Annotated in this window: 12 protein-coding genes; 7 read left to right on the forward strand and 5 right to left on the reverse strand. The window is 62.1% G+C overall.

Features of this window, described 5'->3' with window-relative positions; all coding sequences use genetic code 11:
- Window positions 1–30 precede the first annotated feature (30 nt).
- Window positions 31–1,803, forward strand: a complete 1,773-nt coding sequence (locus BM177_RS15530) for a hypothetical protein (protein WP_091685328.1) — start codon at window positions 31–33, stop codon at window positions 1,801–1,803.
- On the opposite strand, the gene BM177_RS15535 is transcribed toward BM177_RS15530, so the two are convergent.
- From BM177_RS15535 to proS, 3 genes are read right to left on the reverse strand one after another with little or no spacing between them, the layout of a single operon-like run.
- Window positions 1,766–2,464, reverse strand: coding sequence for an ABC transporter ATP-binding protein (locus BM177_RS15535; protein ID WP_091685331.1), 699 nt, complete (start codon window positions 2,462–2,464; stop codon window positions 1,766–1,768). The two genes, BM177_RS15530 and BM177_RS15535, sit on opposite strands and share 38 nt — an antisense overlap.
- 1 nt (window position 2,465) lies before the next feature.
- On the reverse strand, window positions 2,466–3,734 hold the full coding sequence (locus BM177_RS15540) for a lipoprotein-releasing ABC transporter permease subunit (protein WP_091685333.1): 1,269 nt from the start codon (window positions 3,732–3,734) through the stop codon (window positions 2,466–2,468).
- Entirely contained in the window at window positions 3,734–5,056 is a 1,323-nt protein-coding gene (gene proS / locus BM177_RS15545; protein WP_091685335.1) for a proline--tRNA ligase, read from the reverse strand. Before proS ends, BM177_RS15540 begins: the two co-directional genes overlap by 1 nt.
- Before the next feature lie 260 nt (window positions 5,057–5,316).
- On the opposite strand from proS, the gene BM177_RS15550 reads away from it, so the two are divergent.
- From BM177_RS15550 to BM177_RS15565, 4 genes are all read left to right on the forward strand, one after another.
- Window positions 5,317–5,904: an NAD(P)H-dependent oxidoreductase gene (locus tag BM177_RS15550; RefSeq protein ID WP_091685337.1), complete on the forward strand. Its 588-nt coding sequence runs from the start codon at window positions 5,317–5,319 to the stop codon at window positions 5,902–5,904.
- A gap of 132 nt (window positions 5,905–6,036) precedes the next feature.
- On the forward strand, window positions 6,037–6,609 hold the full coding sequence (locus BM177_RS15555; RefSeq protein ID WP_091685339.1) for a urate hydroxylase PuuD: 573 nt from the start codon (window positions 6,037–6,039) through the stop codon (window positions 6,607–6,609).
- Between the two features lie 141 nt (window positions 6,610–6,750).
- Complete coding sequence (locus tag BM177_RS15560) at window positions 6,751–7,113, forward strand: hypothetical protein (protein WP_091685341.1); 363 nt, start codon at window positions 6,751–6,753, stop codon at window positions 7,111–7,113.
- Window positions 7,114–7,338: 225 nt separating this feature from the next.
- Window positions 7,339–7,950 (forward strand): hypothetical protein, encoded by a 612-nt coding sequence (locus BM177_RS15565; protein ID WP_091685343.1) that lies wholly within the window; start codon window positions 7,339–7,341, stop codon window positions 7,948–7,950.
- A 112-nt stretch (window positions 7,951–8,062) separates the two neighbouring features.
- Here BM177_RS15565 and glmS read toward each other — a convergent pair whose 3' ends face one another.
- Window positions 8,063–9,901 carry a glutamine--fructose-6-phosphate transaminase (isomerizing) gene (gene glmS, locus BM177_RS15570; protein ID WP_091685345.1) on the reverse strand — a complete coding sequence of 613 codons (1,839 nt, stop codon included), beginning with the start codon at window positions 9,899–9,901 and terminating at the stop codon, window positions 8,063–8,065.
- Between the two features lie 65 nt (window positions 9,902–9,966).
- Window positions 9,967–11,343, reverse strand: coding sequence for a bifunctional UDP-N-acetylglucosamine diphosphorylase/glucosamine-1-phosphate N-acetyltransferase GlmU (gene glmU, locus BM177_RS15575; protein ID WP_091685347.1), 1,377 nt, complete (start codon window positions 11,341–11,343; stop codon window positions 9,967–9,969).
- Window positions 11,344–11,529: 186 nt separating this feature from the next.
- Between glmU and BM177_RS15580 the strand changes: the two genes are divergently transcribed.
- Window positions 11,530–13,140: an OpgD/OpgG family glucan biosynthesis protein gene (locus tag BM177_RS15580; protein WP_091685349.1), complete on the forward strand. Its 1,611-nt coding sequence runs from the start codon at window positions 11,530–11,532 to the stop codon at window positions 13,138–13,140.
- Window positions 13,128–15,353, forward strand: a complete 2,226-nt coding sequence (gene mdoH / locus BM177_RS15585; protein ID WP_091685352.1) for a glucans biosynthesis glucosyltransferase MdoH — start codon at window positions 13,128–13,130, stop codon at window positions 15,351–15,353. The genes BM177_RS15580 and mdoH overlap by 13 nt, the downstream gene beginning before the upstream one ends.
- The last annotated feature ends 104 nt before the right edge of the window (window positions 15,354–15,457 follow it).

Consider the following 15,457-nt stretch of genomic DNA (forward strand, 5'->3'; position numbering starts at 1 on the left):
TTTGACATAGCTTTTTAGTGAGCTATTGGCATGAAGCCGATCCAAGTCATCGACAAGGCGCGATCGCGCTACAAAACCGATGCGCGCCTCGCGCCATTGCCGGTTTCTTCACTCCCCGCCGCCAGCGGCGTTGCGAAGCCAAGCGGTCCCAAAGACAGCGACGCGCGATACAGACTGACGCGCGTTCGCACCGCAATCCACATCATTACGGAAAGGCTCCCCCCCGCCTGGCGCGAGTGGGCCGCTGAATTTTACTTGCGGCGGCGGGACGCTCCTGGCCCAGCAGCCGAACATGTTTTTCAGTATCTTCTCGGCGCCGCCAAATGGAGGCGAAAATCAGCCCCGCAAAACGAAGGCTCGATCGCAAAAGGAGCTGACCGTTTTTATGAACGGCAGTACAGGCAATATCTCAATCCCACAATGGGCGCGTTCGCCATGACCGCCACACGCGTCCTGCTCGCCGCCGGCGGCGCTCCACAGGGCTTATTGTGGCGGCGGCGGCGAAAAACCGGGGCCGCAATGCTTGAGGAAACCGAAGCCGGCGCGCCCATTTTAGTGATCAGCCGCGAGATTGTGGCTGTTCCCATTGCGCTCCCGTGCCTCGAGACCCACGATGAATGCGCGGCGGCGATGCGCTGGCTACGCGGCTACGGAGCGACGCCGAGGCGATATCGCGAGCTGATCGACGGCCAAGCGCTCAATTGCGTCGAACCCAATGTTCGAGCCTGTGAACAGACCCGTGACGGGGCGCTCCTCATGGTCTTAGGCAATGTGCTCAAGCGCAAAAAGCTGGCCCTCCTTGCTCTGCATCCGTGCGATCCCGACGCAATGGGATTGCACATCACGCTATTTGGGACGCAAATCCTCGAACCGAAACGGCTCGCTAGGGAATACGGCCTACCCGCGGGAGCGCTCGCGACATATGAAGCGGCCGCATTGCGCCAAGGGAGCCTTCTTATGTTCTGCGTTGGAGCAACAGAAGAAGTTTTTACCCAATGTTCGCAAAACCTCTTTTTCAAACATCCTCTGGCCGATGATGACTCGCGCAAAAAGGCTATCGCGCCGCAAGCATGGAGCCCTTCGCTTCCCCTAGAGCGTTTGCTGGAGGCCCAGTTCGAGACCTTTCAGATCACCGTCTCGGCCAGCGGTTTGCCAGGCGCGTCGCCGCGCAATGGAGACCGAGGCGAAGCCGCCTTTGTAACGCGCCGAAGCGGCAAAACCTTCATCCTCATTCCGTACTATCCTGGCAATTTCGTCCACGGCCATGCAGCCAAATTGTGGTCAAATCAATATGGATCGTTGATGATCTATGATGATCACACCGCGCGCACGGCAGTGACGATAAATGGGCCCTCGCGCGTCCTTTGGCGCGAGACTGTTGAGCGCGACTTCCCGGACATTGCGAGCCGTTCCGCCGCCACGCCAGGGCGAAGCGGCGATCCTACGCCAAGTCCTGAATACTGGTATCTCCAAGAGGCCGCCGAGCTCGCCCAACAAACCGAGCCGCTTGCCGCTCATGCTCTCGATCCGCAAAGACCGACCTGCAGCATCAGCGCGGGAGGACACGCCAAGCACGACAAAAAGCCCACGTATTTCGCGACGATCAGCGAGAAGCCCTACGATGTCGCGCGACAGCATGAACGCGAGGCCGCGGGTCGACCAAGGGATCCCGCGGGATTCGAGCATCGTCAATGGGCGCATGCTGTTCAAAGCTGTTTGGAACAGCGCCGGGCCCATCTGAACGCTTGCCTTGGAGCAGGAGCCTTCAATCCAGCTCCACCACCAGCCCATCCTGCAAGGTGACGCGGCGGTCCATGCGCGAGGCGAGCTCCATATTGTGGGTCGCAATCAACGTGGCGAGCCCTGTCGCCCTGACGATGGCGTCGAGCGCCTCGAATACGTGATTGGCGGTTTTCGGGTCGAGGTTGCCGGTCGGCTCGTCCGCGAGCAGGACGCCCGGCCCGTTGGCGACGGCGCGGGCGATCGCCACCCGCTGCTGTTCGCCGCCGGAGAGTTCCGCCGGCCTGTGCTTGCCGCGCGCCGCAAGCCCGAGATATTCGAGCAGCTGCGCGGCGCGTTCGCCGGCCTCGCGTTTCGAATATCCCGCGATCATCTGCGGCAGCATGATGTTCTCGATCGCCGAAAACTCCGGCAGCAGATGGTGGAACTGGTAGACGAACCCGATCTCGTTGCGGCGCAGCGCCGTCCGCTCGTCATCGGCCATATCCACCGTCGCGAAGCCGCCGACATAGACCTCCCCGGCGTCGGGTTTTTCCAGAAGGCCGGCGACATGCAGAAGCGTCGATTTGCCCGCCCCGGAGGGCGCGATGAGCGCGACCGACTGGCCCCCCCAGAGCTGGAAATCGGCGCCGCGCAGAATGTCGAGCGAAAACCCCGCCTGATCGTAGCTGCGGCCGACTTTCTGAAGGGAGAGCGCAGGGACGGACATTGTTTGTGTGGACATGCTATTCGTAACGCAACGCTTCGACCGGATCGAGCTTCGCGGCGCGCCAGGACGGATAGATCGTCGCCAGGACAGACAATGCGAGAGTCATCGCGACGACGGCGAGGACGTCGCGGGGATCGACCACCGACGGCAGGCGCGACAAAAAATACAGCTCGGCCGGAAACAGATTGGCGTGAAGCAGCCGGTTGAGAATCTGGCGCACGGCCTCGACATTGGTTGAAATCAGCAGGCCGAGGAGAAATCCCGCGAAGGTTCCCGCGACCCCGATCGAGGCGCCCGTGATCAGAAAGATGCGCATGATCGCGCCGCGCGACGCCCCCATGGTGCGCAGGATCGCGACGTCCCGGCCCTTGTCCTTCACCAGCATGATCAGGCCCGAAACGATGTTGAGCGCGGCGACCAGCACGATCAGCGTCAGGATGATGAACATGACGTTGCGCTCGACGTTCAGGGCGTCGAAAAAGGTTTTGTTGCGCTCGCGCCAGTCGGTCATGATCATCGGCCGCATCACCGATTTCTCGATCTGCGATCGCACCGCGTCGAGTTCCTCCGGCTTGCGCAGGAAGATCTCGATGACGCTCGCCTCGTTGTCCTTGTTGAAGAACCCCTGCGCTTCCGGCAGGGCCATGTAGACGAACAGACTGTCGAACTCCGCCATGCCGATCTGGAAGATGGCGGAGACGGGATAGACCTTGCTGCGCGGAGAAACGCCGAACGGCGTCTGCGCGCCGTTTGCGGTCAGGATCTTGATCTTGTCGCCGATGCGCAGGCCGAGATTTTCCGCAAGCCTCTGGCCGATGGCGACCCCGCCTCCCGTATCGAACCCGTCGAGCGTCCCGAGTTTGACGTTGCCGGCGATGCCGGGCAGCCGCTTGATGTCGGCCTCCCTGATCCCGCGAACGAGGGCGAAATTCATGCTGGTCGTCGAGGCCGCGGCCGGCGCCTCGACCATTGGAATCACGAGATCGACGCCCGGCGCGGCGGCGACCTCGCGCACCACCTCGTCATAATCGTTGAGCGGAGAATCGGCGGCCTGGAGAAAGATATGGCCGTTGATGCCGACGATCTTGTCGAGCAATTCCTTGTGGAAGCCGTTCATCACCGACATGACGACGATCAGGGTCGCGACCCCGAGCACGATCCCAAGGAACGAGAAACCGGCGATCACCGAGACGAAGCTGGCCTTGCGCCGCGCCCGCAGATAGCGGAAGGCGATCATCCATTCGAAGGGCGCGAACGGGCGCGTGCCGCCGGTCAGGCTTTCCATCAGGCCTCCGTCAATCGCGCGACGGCCTCGGCCAGCGGATAGGACTGGCGGTCCCCGGTGGCGCGCGTCTTCACTTCGACCTTGCCCTCGGCGAGGCCCTTGGGACCGACGATCACCTGATACGGCAGGCCGATCAGATCGAGTTTGGCGAATTTCGCGCCGGGACGCTCGTCCGTGTCGTCGTACAGCACGTCGACGCCGGCCTTTTGAAACGCCGCGTAAAGTTCGGCGCAGGCGGCGTCGGTCGCGCCGTCGCCGACCTTGAGATTGGCGAGGCCGATCCTGAACGGCGCCACCGCCTCGGGCCAGATGATGCCGGCCTCGTCGTGGTTGGCCTCGATCAGCGCGCCGACGAGGCGCGACACGCCAACGCCATAGGAGCCGCCCTGGAACGGGCGCTCGACCCCGTCCGGCCCGGCGATCAGGGCCTGCATCGGCTTCGAATATTTGTCGCCAAAATAAAACACCTGACCGACCTCGATGCCCCTGGTGTGGATGCGCTTGTCTTCCGGCGTCTCGCGTTCGAAACGCGCGGCGTCATGGACGTCCTCGGTCGCGGCGTAAAGGCGCGTCCAGGCCTCGATGACGGGCGTCAGATCGGCGTCGTAGTCGATGTCTTCGCCGGGAACGGGCAGGTTCAGGACGTCGGCGTGACAGAACACCCCAGATTCGCCGGTTTGCGCGAGAATGATGAACTCGTGACTGAGATCGCCGCCAATCGGCCCGGTTTCCGCGCGCATCGGGATGGCGCGCAGTCCCATGCGAGCGAAAATGCGTAAGTAGGACACGAACATGCGGTTATAGGAGAGCCGCGAGGACGCCTCGTCGACGTCGAAGGAATAGGCGTCCTTCATCAGGAATTCGCGCCCGCGCATGACGCCGAAGCGCGGTCTCTGCTCGTCGCGGAATTTCCACTGGATATGATAGAGGATCTTGGGCAGGTCGCGGTAGGAGCGGATATAGGCGCGGAAAATCTCCGTGATCATGTCCTCGTTGGTCGGCCCGTAGAGCAGTTCGCGCTTGTGACGGTCGACGATCCGCAGCATTTCGGGGCCATAGGCCTCGTAGCGCCCGGTCTCGCGCCAGAGATCGGCCAGCTGAAGCGTCGGCATCAGGAGCTCGATGGCGCCGGCGCGGTCCATTTCCTCGCGGACGATCTGCCCGACCTTCTGCAGGACGCGAAGCCCGAGCGGCAGCCAGGCGTAAATGCCGGACGCCTCCTGCCGGATCATGCCCGCGCGCAGCATCAGGCGGTGCGAGACGATTTCGGCCTCTTTGGGGGTCTCGCGCAGGATCGGCAGGAAATAACGGGAAAGGCGCATCGGCGGTTCGCAATCCTTCTTGGGCTCACCGGGCGGATCGGGCGCCCCCGGCGGGGACCAAACAATCGTAAAGGGCGTCAAAAGACAAGCCGTCAGGGCGCCACGCGGCGCGGGCGGAGCGGCGCGGCGCGGAATTGAGGCGCGAACGATTCGCTGCTAGCCTCTAACCGGTCCTCTCCGGACGATCGCCCGAACCTACGCCTGGGGCCTCGAGGGGCCCGCTCGATGGAGAGCCCATTTTTCGCAAAAAGACCGCCCGCATGCGCGTTCTTCTCATTGTCGCCCATCCGCTCGACGATTCCTTCGCGAAGGCCGCGACGGCGCGGGTCAGGTCCACGCTTGAGCGGCGCGGCATGGAGGTCGATCTCATCGACCTTTACGCCGACGGCTTCGATCCGCGCCTGACGGGCGACGAGCGGCGGGGATATTTTGCCTCGCCCTACGACTTTGGCGCGGTCGAAGGTTACGTCGACCGTCTGAAGGCCGCGGACAAGCTCGCGCTCGTCTTCCCGCAATGGTGGTTCAACATGCCCGCGATCCTGAAGGGGTTTTTCGATCGCGTCTTCGTCCCCGGCGTCGCTTTCGACCATGGGCCGGGCGGCGGCCTGATCGCGGGCCTGACAAACATCGACGCTCTTTATGTCGTCAGTTCGACCGGCGCGCCCTGGTGGTACGTGCGGCTTTACATGGGCGATCCGGCGCGGCGGCAAATCGGGCGCGGGATGCGGGGCGTTTTGAACCCCAAATCGAGGTTCCGCATGCTGACCTTGCACGATATGGACAAGATGACGACCGAGCGCGCGTGCGCCTTCCTCGATAGGGTCGAGAGGGCGTTCCTGAAGTTTTGACGAAGGCGCGCTGACGAGGGCGCGGTAAGTTCGAACTGGCAAAAATCGGCCGATGGCCTTACCATGGCTGCGAATCTTTCAGGCTGCCGCGTGCGGCGCAGGTCAGCCTTTGATTTTCTTGGGGAGCCTCTCATGGATGATCTGATCGCGAAGCTGATCAAGACGTTGGAAAAGCCTTATTCCGCCATCGGGTTGGGGGCGGCGATCACCGGCGTCCTGATCATCCTTTATCATCTGTTCGATGTCGGGCGGGGCTATTGGGGGCCGTTTTTCACTTTTCTCCATGTGATCTCGGGCGTCACCTGGATCGGTCTGCTTTATTATTTCAATCTCGTGCAGATCCCGACCATGCCGAATATTCCGGCCGAACTGAAACCCGCCATCGGCAAATATATCGCTCCCGAAGCGCTGTGGTGGTTCCGCTGGGCCGCCGCCTCGACGGTGGTGACCGGACTTTTCGTCTTTTCCAGCGGCACGGCCGTCACCAACCTGACCATCGTGACCGGCGCCCTGCTCGGCCTCGTCATGGCTTACAACGTCTGGTTCATCATCTGGCCGAACCAGCAAAGGGCGCTCGGAATTGTTCCGGCCGACGATGAAACCAAGGCCAAGTCCGCTCGGATCGCCATGCTGACCTCACGCACCAATTTCGTGCTGTCGATCCCGATGCTCTATTGCATGGTCACGGCGCGGCTGGTGGGATGAGGATGCTGACGCCGCGCCCAATATTGTGAGGAAGCGTCGGACAATCGCACGGGAGGCCTCTGCGGATTCCCCTGCCCTTGCAACAGGAGGGGACGATGAATAGGGCCGTATTGAAAGAATAGGACCTTATTGAAATTACTTATGTATTTTTCCGGCGCGATCCTGATGTTACAGGGATGCGCGTTCGCAAAAGATCCTGATCTGGGGATTATTGAGTATAAGTCGAAATGCGCGCTCTGCCATGGCTATGACGACAAAGGCGACGGACCTTTCGCCAAGCAACTCAAGACGAAGCCCTCCGACTTAACCTTGCTCGCGAAAAATAATGGCGGCGTTTTTCCTGACGACATCCAAGAAAAAGTTGACGGAAGGAAAGACGTCGACGCACATGGACCACGGGACATGCCTGTCTGGGGCAATCGACCTGTTCGCGCCGGCGAGTTTGGTCAGAAGACACGGATGAAGGCGCTTATTGACTATCTCGTGCGCATCCAGACGAAATAAGCCGGATTTGACTCCCTGTCATAAGAGCCCCTGCAAAGAGCGTGGACCAGCCATGTTTTACAGGATGCTCACTTTAATAAATTATTGTTAAGTTTATCACGTTTGAGTGACCGTTAAAACATTGTATAAGATATTTAAAAACTTATGTTAGTAAATGGACGGCGTCCTATTCGATTTAAATTTCGCCGCCGGTGAGAAATACTTATAAAATAGAAAAGAGTTTTCATGGAAATGAAACGCCTAACCTTTTTATCGATTCCGCTTGTCGTCGCGGCGTCGATTGTGACCTTCACGTCCAGTCAAAGCATCGCTGCTCCGGTCGGCATCTCGTACCGCCAGATTGGACTCTGCAAGAGCTACGAAACAGCTAAAGAAACTGTTCATGCGCCGGCAGACCAAGCCTTCGCGATTTTCAAGATAGAACAGATCGACAATTCATCGTCCTCGAAATTCTTCTACTTCGATCCCGCGATGTTTTATGTTGATCAATCGACGCCGGCGCAAAAGGCGGGTAAGGTTCTTGAGTCTAATCGCCGCTTAGCGGCCATGGATTTAAGATCGGAGCCCAAAGGCGCTTCAAAGCCAACGGAAGGCCAAGTCGCGAAAGGCGGCAAAATCGAAGTGAATTCGTTCGCCGTCACCTTGGTCGACACTCGCAATCCCAGCGGTGGACCTGAGGCGAAACAGTACGATCTTGCCCTCTTGTATGACGATTGGAGCCCCGAGTGGCAGGCCTATCGGGAAGGATTTGTATCATCCATCGTGATGACCAAAACCAATCCCGCCGGGACGAACTGGTCCGTGACGGACGCTTGCCCACCGGCGGAGCTTAATTAACCCGGTCAGCGTTTCAGCGCTGACGATCACAACATCGCTTCCCGACGCCGGGGCTTGAGCTAACAAGGCTTGCCCCGTCGTCAGATCAACGCATAGAGCTTTGGTCCAAGTTTTATTCCACCGTGACGCTCTTGGCGAGGTTGCGCGGCTGGTCGGCGTCTTTCCCCATCGCGACGGCGGTGTGATAGGCGATCAGCTGGATCGGCACGGCGTAGGCCATCACGGCGAAGTCGGACGCCATGTCCTCCATCACGATCGCGGTTTCGGCTTCCTCCGCGAGTTCGCTCGCGAGCGCCGCATCGCCGATCAGGATCAGGCGGCCGCCGCGCGCCGCCACCTCCTGCATGTTGGAAATCGTCTTTTCGAGCACCTTGTCGCGCGGCGCGATGACGATCACCGGCATCTCGCTGTCGATGAGCGCGATCGGACCATGTTTCAGTTCGCCCGCCGCATAGCCTTCCGCGTGGATATAGGAGATTTCCTTCATCTTCAGCGCACCTTCGAGCGCCAGCGGATAGGCCGTGCCGCGCCCAAGGTAAAGCACGTCGCGGACCCTGCCGAGCTCGCGCGCGAGGCCTTCGACCGCGCTCTCGCATTTCAGCGCCGTGGCCATCAGGCCCGGAACCGCCATGAGTTCAGCGACAAGCCGCGCCTCCGTTTCGGCGTCGATCGCATTGCGCGCCCGCCCCAATGCGAGGGCGAGGCAGGCCAGCACCGCGAGCTGGCAGGTGAACGCCTTGGTCGAGGCGACGCCGATTTCCGGACCGGCCAGAGTCGGCGCGATCACGTCGCTTTCGCGCGCCATTGTGGACGACGCCACGTTGACGACGGACATCACCTTTTGTCCGCGCGCCTTTGCGCTGCGCAGGGAGGCGAGCGTGTCCGCCGTTTCGCCTGATTGTGAAACGAGGAGGGTCAGGCCTCCGGCTTCAAGCGGCGTGTCGCCGTAACGGAACTCCGACGCGATCGCGACATCGACCGGCAGCCGGGCGAAGCGCTCGAACCAGTATTTGGCCGTCAGCCCAGCGAAATAGGCGGTTCCGCAGCCGCAGATCGTCAGCCGGGAGAGTTTCGAGGCGTCAACCGGCAGATCGAACGGCAACGCCGCCCGCCCCGACGACATGTCGAGATAATAAGCCAGCGTGCGGCCGACGACTTCGGGTTGCTCGTGGATTTCCTTCGCCATGAAATGGCGGTGATTGCCTTTGTCGATGAGATAGGCCGAGGCGAGCGTCTTGATCTTGCGACGCTCGACCGGCCGCCCCGAAACATCTCGAAACGACGCGGTCTCATGCGTCAGCACGACGAAATCGCCGTCTTCGAGATAAGCGATCGTCTCGGTGAAGGGCGCGAGCGCGAGAGCGTCGGAGCCAAGGAACATCTCGCCCGCGCGGTCTCCCTCGCCAAACCCGACGGCGAGCGGCGCGCCCTGGCTGGCGCCGATGAGAAGATCTTCCCTGCCCTCGAATATCATGGCGAAGGCGAAGGCGCCCTTGAGGCGAGGCAGGGAGGAGGCCACCGCATCGACCGGATCCTTGCCCGCGTTCATGGCTTCGGTGACCAGATGGGCGATGACCTCGGTGTCGGTGTCGGTTGAAAAAACGTGGCCCTTGCCCTTCAGTTCGTCGCGCAGTTCGCGGAAATTTTCGATGATGCCGTTGTGAACCACCGCGAGTTTTGCGCTGACGTGGGGATGCGCGTTGTTCTCGGTCGGTCGGCCGTGCGTCGCCCAGCGCGTATGGCCTATGCCCACGCTGCCGCCGATCGGCTCTTTTGCGACCAGCGCCTCGAGAGCCCTCAGCTTGCCGCTGGCGCGCCGGCGCGCGAGGCGGCCGTCCTCGATCGTCGCCAGTCCCGCCGAATCATAGCCGCGATATTCGAGCCGCTTCAGCGCCTCGAGGATCTCGCCCGCGACGGGCCCGCGTCCCAAAATGCCGACGATGCCGCACATTCGATCCAACTCCCTGGCTCGGCCAAAACCGGCGGCCTGCGCCGGCCCTCGCGGCGTCGCTTAATCTATTGTTCTTTCCGCCGCGCGCTCCGGAACGCCTTGGCCCAGCCCGGCTTTTCGATCTGACGCTCGCGCGCCAGCCCAAGGGCGCCCTCTTCGACGTCCTTCGTGATCACCGAACCCGAACCGATATAGGCGCCGCCGCCCACCTTCACAGGAGCCACGAGCGAGCTGTTCGATCCGATAAAGGCGTTTTCGCCGATTTCGGTCCGAAACTTTGCGAAGCCGTCATAATTGCAGGTAATCACGCCCGCGCCGATATTGGTTTTCGAGCCGACGCTGGCGTCGCCAATGTAACTCAAATGGTTGATCTTCGCGCCAGCGCCGATGGTCGCGGCCTTGATCTCGACGAAATTGCCGATGTGGACCTCCTGCGCCAATTCGGCTCCCGGCCGGAGCCGGGCGAACGGGCCGATGGTCGCATGATCGCCAATGACGGCGCCCTCGATATGGGAGAATGACCGGATCAGCACGCCGTTTCCGACCCTAACGCCTGGGCCGAACACGACATGCGGCTCGACGATGACGTCCTGTCCCAGCTCGGTGTCGAACGACAGCGTCACGCTCGCCGGATCGATCAGGGTCGCGCCGCCCTTCATGGCGGCGGCGCGAAGGCGGTCCTGCAGATGCGCCTCCGCCGCGGCGAGCTGGATGCGGTCGTTGACGCCAAGGACTTCGTCTTCCTCGACGATCATCGCCCGCGCCGGCAGCCCCTTCGCCCGCGCGATCGCGACGATGTCGGTCAGATAATATTCGCGCTGGCTGTTCACCGCGCCGATCGTCTCGAGCAGCCCGAGCGCGCCCTTGCCCGCGATCGCCATCAGACCGGCGTTGCAAAGCCGGACGGCGCGTTCCGTCGCGGTTGCGTCGCGGTCCTCGCGGATCGCGTTCAAGACGCCGTCCTGAAGCAGCAGCCGCCCGTATCCGGCAGGCTCCTTGGCCTCGAAGCCGAGCGCCACGACCGCGCTTTCGCCGTCCGCAAGGACGCCGCGCAGCAAAGCGAACGTCTGCGCTTTCACCAGAGGCGTATCCGCGAAAACGACCAGCAGGTCGTCATACCCGGCGGCGATCGCGCTTCGCGCCGCGAGGACGGCGTGGGCGGTGCCGCGCCTCTCCGTCTGGATGGCGATCTCGGCCGAGGGAAGAACTGCTTTGGCTTCGGCGATCAGGGTCTCCTGATCCGGCCCCGCCACCACGACGACGTGGTCGGCGCCCGCGTCCGTCACGGAGCGCAGCACATGAGCCAGCATGGAGCGCCCGGCGAGCTTATGCAGCGCTTTGGGCTTCGTCGAGCGCATCCGCGAGCCGACCCCGGCCGCCAGCACGATCGCGAGACAGGACCGCCCGGATTTGCGCGGGCTCGGGGAAGGCGCAAGAGGCATCACAGCTCCGGACAAGATTCATGCGCCGTTCATAACTATAAAGGTTATTAATCCAAAATCGCCGCATTGCAAAAAGGACGGCGAGCCCCCTTATCCCCGCCCGATTATCGGCTATAGAATGCAATTAATGCAATTAATGGATACCAATTTTTCAGCGACGCAACTGAACCGTCGGACAATCGGGTAATGGTCGAGCGTCGCGAAATTCTGAAAATTGCCGCCGCCGGGGCGGCCGCGGCCTGGCTCGACGGCCTCGCCAATCGCGTGGCCGCCGCCGATGGTCTCGCCGCCGCGGCGGGCTCCGACAAGCCTCAGTCCGCCGCCGCGCAGGCTGCCGACAAAGCGCCGCCGGGGTTTACGTTCGGGGCGCCGTCCGCTTTTGACCCGGGGATGGTCGCCGAGGCGGCCCGAAACCTCTCGAAACAGCCTTTCAAGGCGCCTCCGGCCGATATCCCGGACGCCTTCAAGAGCCTCAGCTACGATCAATACGTCGCCATCAGGCGCCGCGCCGGGTCCGCGATCTGGTCGGCCGACAATATCGGTTTCGCCCTCGATCCCTTGCATCGCGGTTTCATTTTTTCCAATCCGATGCAGATCAACGTCGTCGCGGAGGGGCAGGCGCGCCGCATCGTCTATGACCCTGCCCTGTTCGATTTCGGTCAGCTCAAGCCGCCGGCGAACCTCGGCGACATCGGATTTTCCGGCTTTCGCGTTCTTGCGCCAAACGGAGACGGCGCATTTTCCGAACTCGCGACGTTTCAGGGCGCAAGCTTTTTCCGCGCCGTCGCGCGAGGCCAGAACGCCGGCGACATGGCCCGGGCGCTTTCGATCAAGACCGCCGACCCTCGCGGCGAAGAATTTCCGGCGTTCCGGGCAATTTGGATCGAACGCCCGACCCTTGCGGCGAATGCGCTTATCCTGCACGCGCTGATCGATTCTGAAAGCGTGACCGGCGCCTACCGCTTCACGCTGAGGCCGGGCGAGGCGACGATCATCGACACCGAATGCACGCTGTTCGCGCGCGCTTTGGTGGACAGTTTTGGCATTGCGACGATGAGCGCGACCCATCTTTCGGGCTGGATCGATCCGCGCCGGTCGGAAGATCTCCGGCCGAACGTCAGCGAGGTCGGCGGCCTGCAGATACAGACGGGCAAGGGCGAATGGCTTTGGCGGCCCGTCGCAAACCGCGACACCCTGCAGGTCTCGACTTTCGTCGATGAAAACCCGCGCGGATTCGGCTTTCTTCAACGCGACCGGAATTTCGATCGTTACCAGGACGACGACCAGCACTGGGAGGCTCGGCCTTCGCTCTGGATCGAGCCGATCGGAGAATGGTCGTCGGGCGGGGTGCAGCTGATCGAAATTCCGTCCGAATCCGAGGTCAACGATAATATCATCGCGTTCTGGAAGCCGAAGCAGGCGCTGGCCGCGGGCAGCGAAACCTCCTTCGCCTACCGCCAATTCTGGTGCTGGAACCCGCCCGTGCGGCCTTCCCTCGCCGTGACGACGCAATCGCTTTCGGGGCGCGGTTCGTCACCGAAACGCCACCGTTTCGTGGTGCAGTTCGAGGGCGAAGCGTTGAGGCAACCCGCGAACGCCGACGATATCAGGCCAAACCTGACCGCGTCGCCGGGAACGCTCTCCTCGGTTCGAACATTCATTTCAGCGGACCGCATGTCGTATCGCGTTTCTTTCGAACTTGATGCGGGGAGCGAATCCTATTCAGAGCTGCGGCTCGTCGTCGAGGCCGCCGGAAAGCCGATCAGCGAGACCTGGATCTATCGATGGACGCCTTGACCCATCCTGCGCAAGACCCCCCGGCGGTCACTCACCTGCGCCCTCTCGACGCGGCGCCCGCCGAGAAAGAAAACCTCGCCTCGACTCCGCCTGAATCGCCGCTCGCGATGCCGCAACAAAGCCTTTCGCGTTTCGACGTCGAGAAACGCCATCGCGGCGTCGCCTCCCATCGGGACTTCAGCCGGTCGATCGCCCGATTGCTCGTCTTCGGCGGCGGGCTCGCCCTGACCGGCTATGGCGCCTACCAAATGTATGAAGTCGTCGCCGTCGGCGGGGTCACCATTCTCGAATGGGCGCTTTTGATCCTGTTCGTGGCCAATTTCTCATGGATCGCGCTGGCCTGCACGAGCGGCCTCGTCGGCTTTCTGTGGCTGTTGTTTCTGGCGCCGAAGCCGCCGGGGCTCCCTGCCGAACTGCATGAGCGCACGGTGGTCGTGATGCCCATCTACAACGAGGATCCGGCCCGCATTTTCGGCGCGGTCCAGGCGATTTTCGAAAATGTTCAGGCGACCGGGCTCGGCGACGCGTTCGACTGGTGGTTCCTTTCGGACACGACGGATCCGGAGATCTTCGTCGCGGAAGAGCAGGCGTTTCTCGCCATGCGGCGGAGGCTTGACGACAGGGGTCATATTTTCTACAGGCACCGGCCCAAAAACCTGCATCGCAAGGCCGGCAACATCCAGGATTTCGTGACCCGCTGGGGCGGGCGCTACCCGCAAATGGTCGTCCTTGACGCCGACAGTCTCATGACCGGCCACGCGATCGTGACGCTGGCCGCGGCGATGGAGGCGGATCCCGACGCCGGCATCATTCAAACCTTGCCGCTCATCGTCAACCGCAACACGCTTTTCGCCCGCATTCAACAATTCGCCGCCCGGATCTATGGTCCGGTCATCGCGGCCGGCGTGTCGGTGTGGATGGGCCGCGACGGCAATTACTGGGGTCATAACGCGATCATCCGCACCAAGGCCTTCGCCGAATATTGCGGCTTGCCTGTGCTGCGCGGACGGCCCCCCTTTGGCGGCCATATCCTCAGCCATGATTTCGTTGAAGCCGCGCTGATGCTGCGAGCCGGATATTCGGTCTACATGCTGCCGACGCTCGGCGGCAGTTTCGAGGAAAGCCCCCCCTCGCTGATCGACCTTTCGGCCCGCGACCGGCGCTGGTGTCAGGGCAATCTCCAGCATTTGAGGGTTTTGCCGGCGAGGGGGCTGCATCTCGCGTCCAGACAGCACTTCATCACCGGAATCATGGCCTATATGGCCTCGCCGCTGTGGATGCTGCAATTGTTCGTCGGCATTATCCTCGTCTTGCAGGCGAGTTATATCCGGCCGGAATACTTTAGCAGCGATTTCACCTTGTTCCCGGCCTGGCCCCGGTTCGACGCGGAACGTTCGCTCAATCTCTTCGCTCTCACCATGACCATTCTACTCCTGCCGAAAGTTTTCGGTTTCGCGCTCGCCCTGCTGCAGGGCGAGACGCGGCGCGGCGCCGGCGGCGCGATCCGTCTGACGCTTTCGACGATTTTCGAAATCATCATGTCGGCGCTGCTCGCTCCCAGTATGATGCTGATCCAGTCCGGGCACGTGATGCATTTCGTCTTCGGCTTCGACACAGGATGGGATCCGCAACGGCGCGACGACGGCTCGATCCCGTTCAAGGCGATCATCCGCCGGCACCGCTCCCATGTCGCAATGGGTTTCCTCACCCTTGTCGCCGGCCTGTCCATCGCGCCCTCGCTGGTCGCCTGGATGTCGCCCACGATCCTTGGCCTCATCCTGGCGATTTTCCTGTCCTGGGCGACAGGCCTCCTCGCGGTCGGCCTCGCGCTGCGAAAGTGGGGGTTGCTGCTGACTCCGGAGGAACAGAAGAGGCCGCCCGTCGTCGCAAGAGCCAATGAACTGGCGCAAGAGCTCGAACGCCTCGCGGCCGGAAACCCCGGTGGTCTCGCCGCGATCAATTCCGATCCCGTCTTCCGGGCCTTCCATCTTGCATGTCTGCCCCGGGCGCCGAAGCGCAGACACGGAGACATTTCGTCGGAATGGGCGCTCGCCGACGCGAAACTCGCGGAGGCGGAATCAATGAAGGAGGCGCTCTCCTGGCTGCAGCCGAAAGAACGCATGGCGATCCTTCTGGACCGCAAGCTCATTGCGCGTCTGGAAAGCCTTCCCGCGGAGCCCGCAACCGTCGGAGCCATATCATCGGCACGTTGACGCATCCCCTGGAGATCGGTTCCAAGCCGCGCTTTTTGGCCTTGATGAAGATCGGACCCAATAGACGACAAGGCGCCGCCCCCGCGCCGAACAGGATCTCGCGC

It is taken from the genome of Methylocapsa palsarum (genome assembly GCF_900114285.1).
GTDB lineage: Bacteria > Pseudomonadota > Alphaproteobacteria > Rhizobiales > Beijerinckiaceae > Methylocapsa > Methylocapsa palsarum.

Bases quoted from the DNA above. Each gene is read 5' to 3' on its own strand.
- BM177_RS15530 (WP_091685328.1), top strand. From the start codon at position 31: ATGAAGCCGATCCAAGTCATCGACAAGGCGCGATCGCGCTACAAAACC.
- BM177_RS15535 (WP_091685331.1), bottom strand. From the start codon at position 2,464: ATGTCCACACAAACAATGTCCGTCCCTGCGCTCTCCCTTCAGAAAGTC.
- BM177_RS15540 (WP_091685333.1), bottom strand. From the start codon at position 3,734: ATGGAAAGCCTGACCGGCGGCACGCGCCCGTTCGCGCCCTTCGAATGG.
- proS (WP_091685335.1), bottom strand. From the start codon at position 5,056: ATGCGCCTTTCCCGTTATTTCCTGCCGATCCTGCGCGAGACCCCCAAA.
- BM177_RS15550 (WP_091685337.1), top strand. From the start codon at position 5,317: ATGCGCGTTCTTCTCATTGTCGCCCATCCGCTCGACGATTCCTTCGCG.
- BM177_RS15555 (WP_091685339.1), top strand. From the start codon at position 6,037: ATGGATGATCTGATCGCGAAGCTGATCAAGACGTTGGAAAAGCCTTAT.
- BM177_RS15560 (WP_091685341.1), top strand. From the start codon at position 6,751: ATGTATTTTTCCGGCGCGATCCTGATGTTACAGGGATGCGCGTTCGCA.
- BM177_RS15565 (WP_091685343.1), top strand. From the start codon at position 7,339: ATGGAAATGAAACGCCTAACCTTTTTATCGATTCCGCTTGTCGTCGCG.
- glmS (WP_091685345.1), bottom strand. From the start codon at position 9,901: ATGTGCGGCATCGTCGGCATTTTGGGACGCGGGCCCGTCGCGGGCGAG.
- glmU (WP_091685347.1), bottom strand. From the start codon at position 11,343: ATGCCTCTTGCGCCTTCCCCGAGCCCGCGCAAATCCGGGCGGTCCTGT.
- BM177_RS15580 (WP_091685349.1), top strand. From the start codon at position 11,530: ATGGTCGAGCGTCGCGAAATTCTGAAAATTGCCGCCGCCGGGGCGGCC.
- mdoH (WP_091685352.1), top strand. From the start codon at position 13,128: ATGGACGCCTTGACCCATCCTGCGCAAGACCCCCCGGCGGTCACTCAC.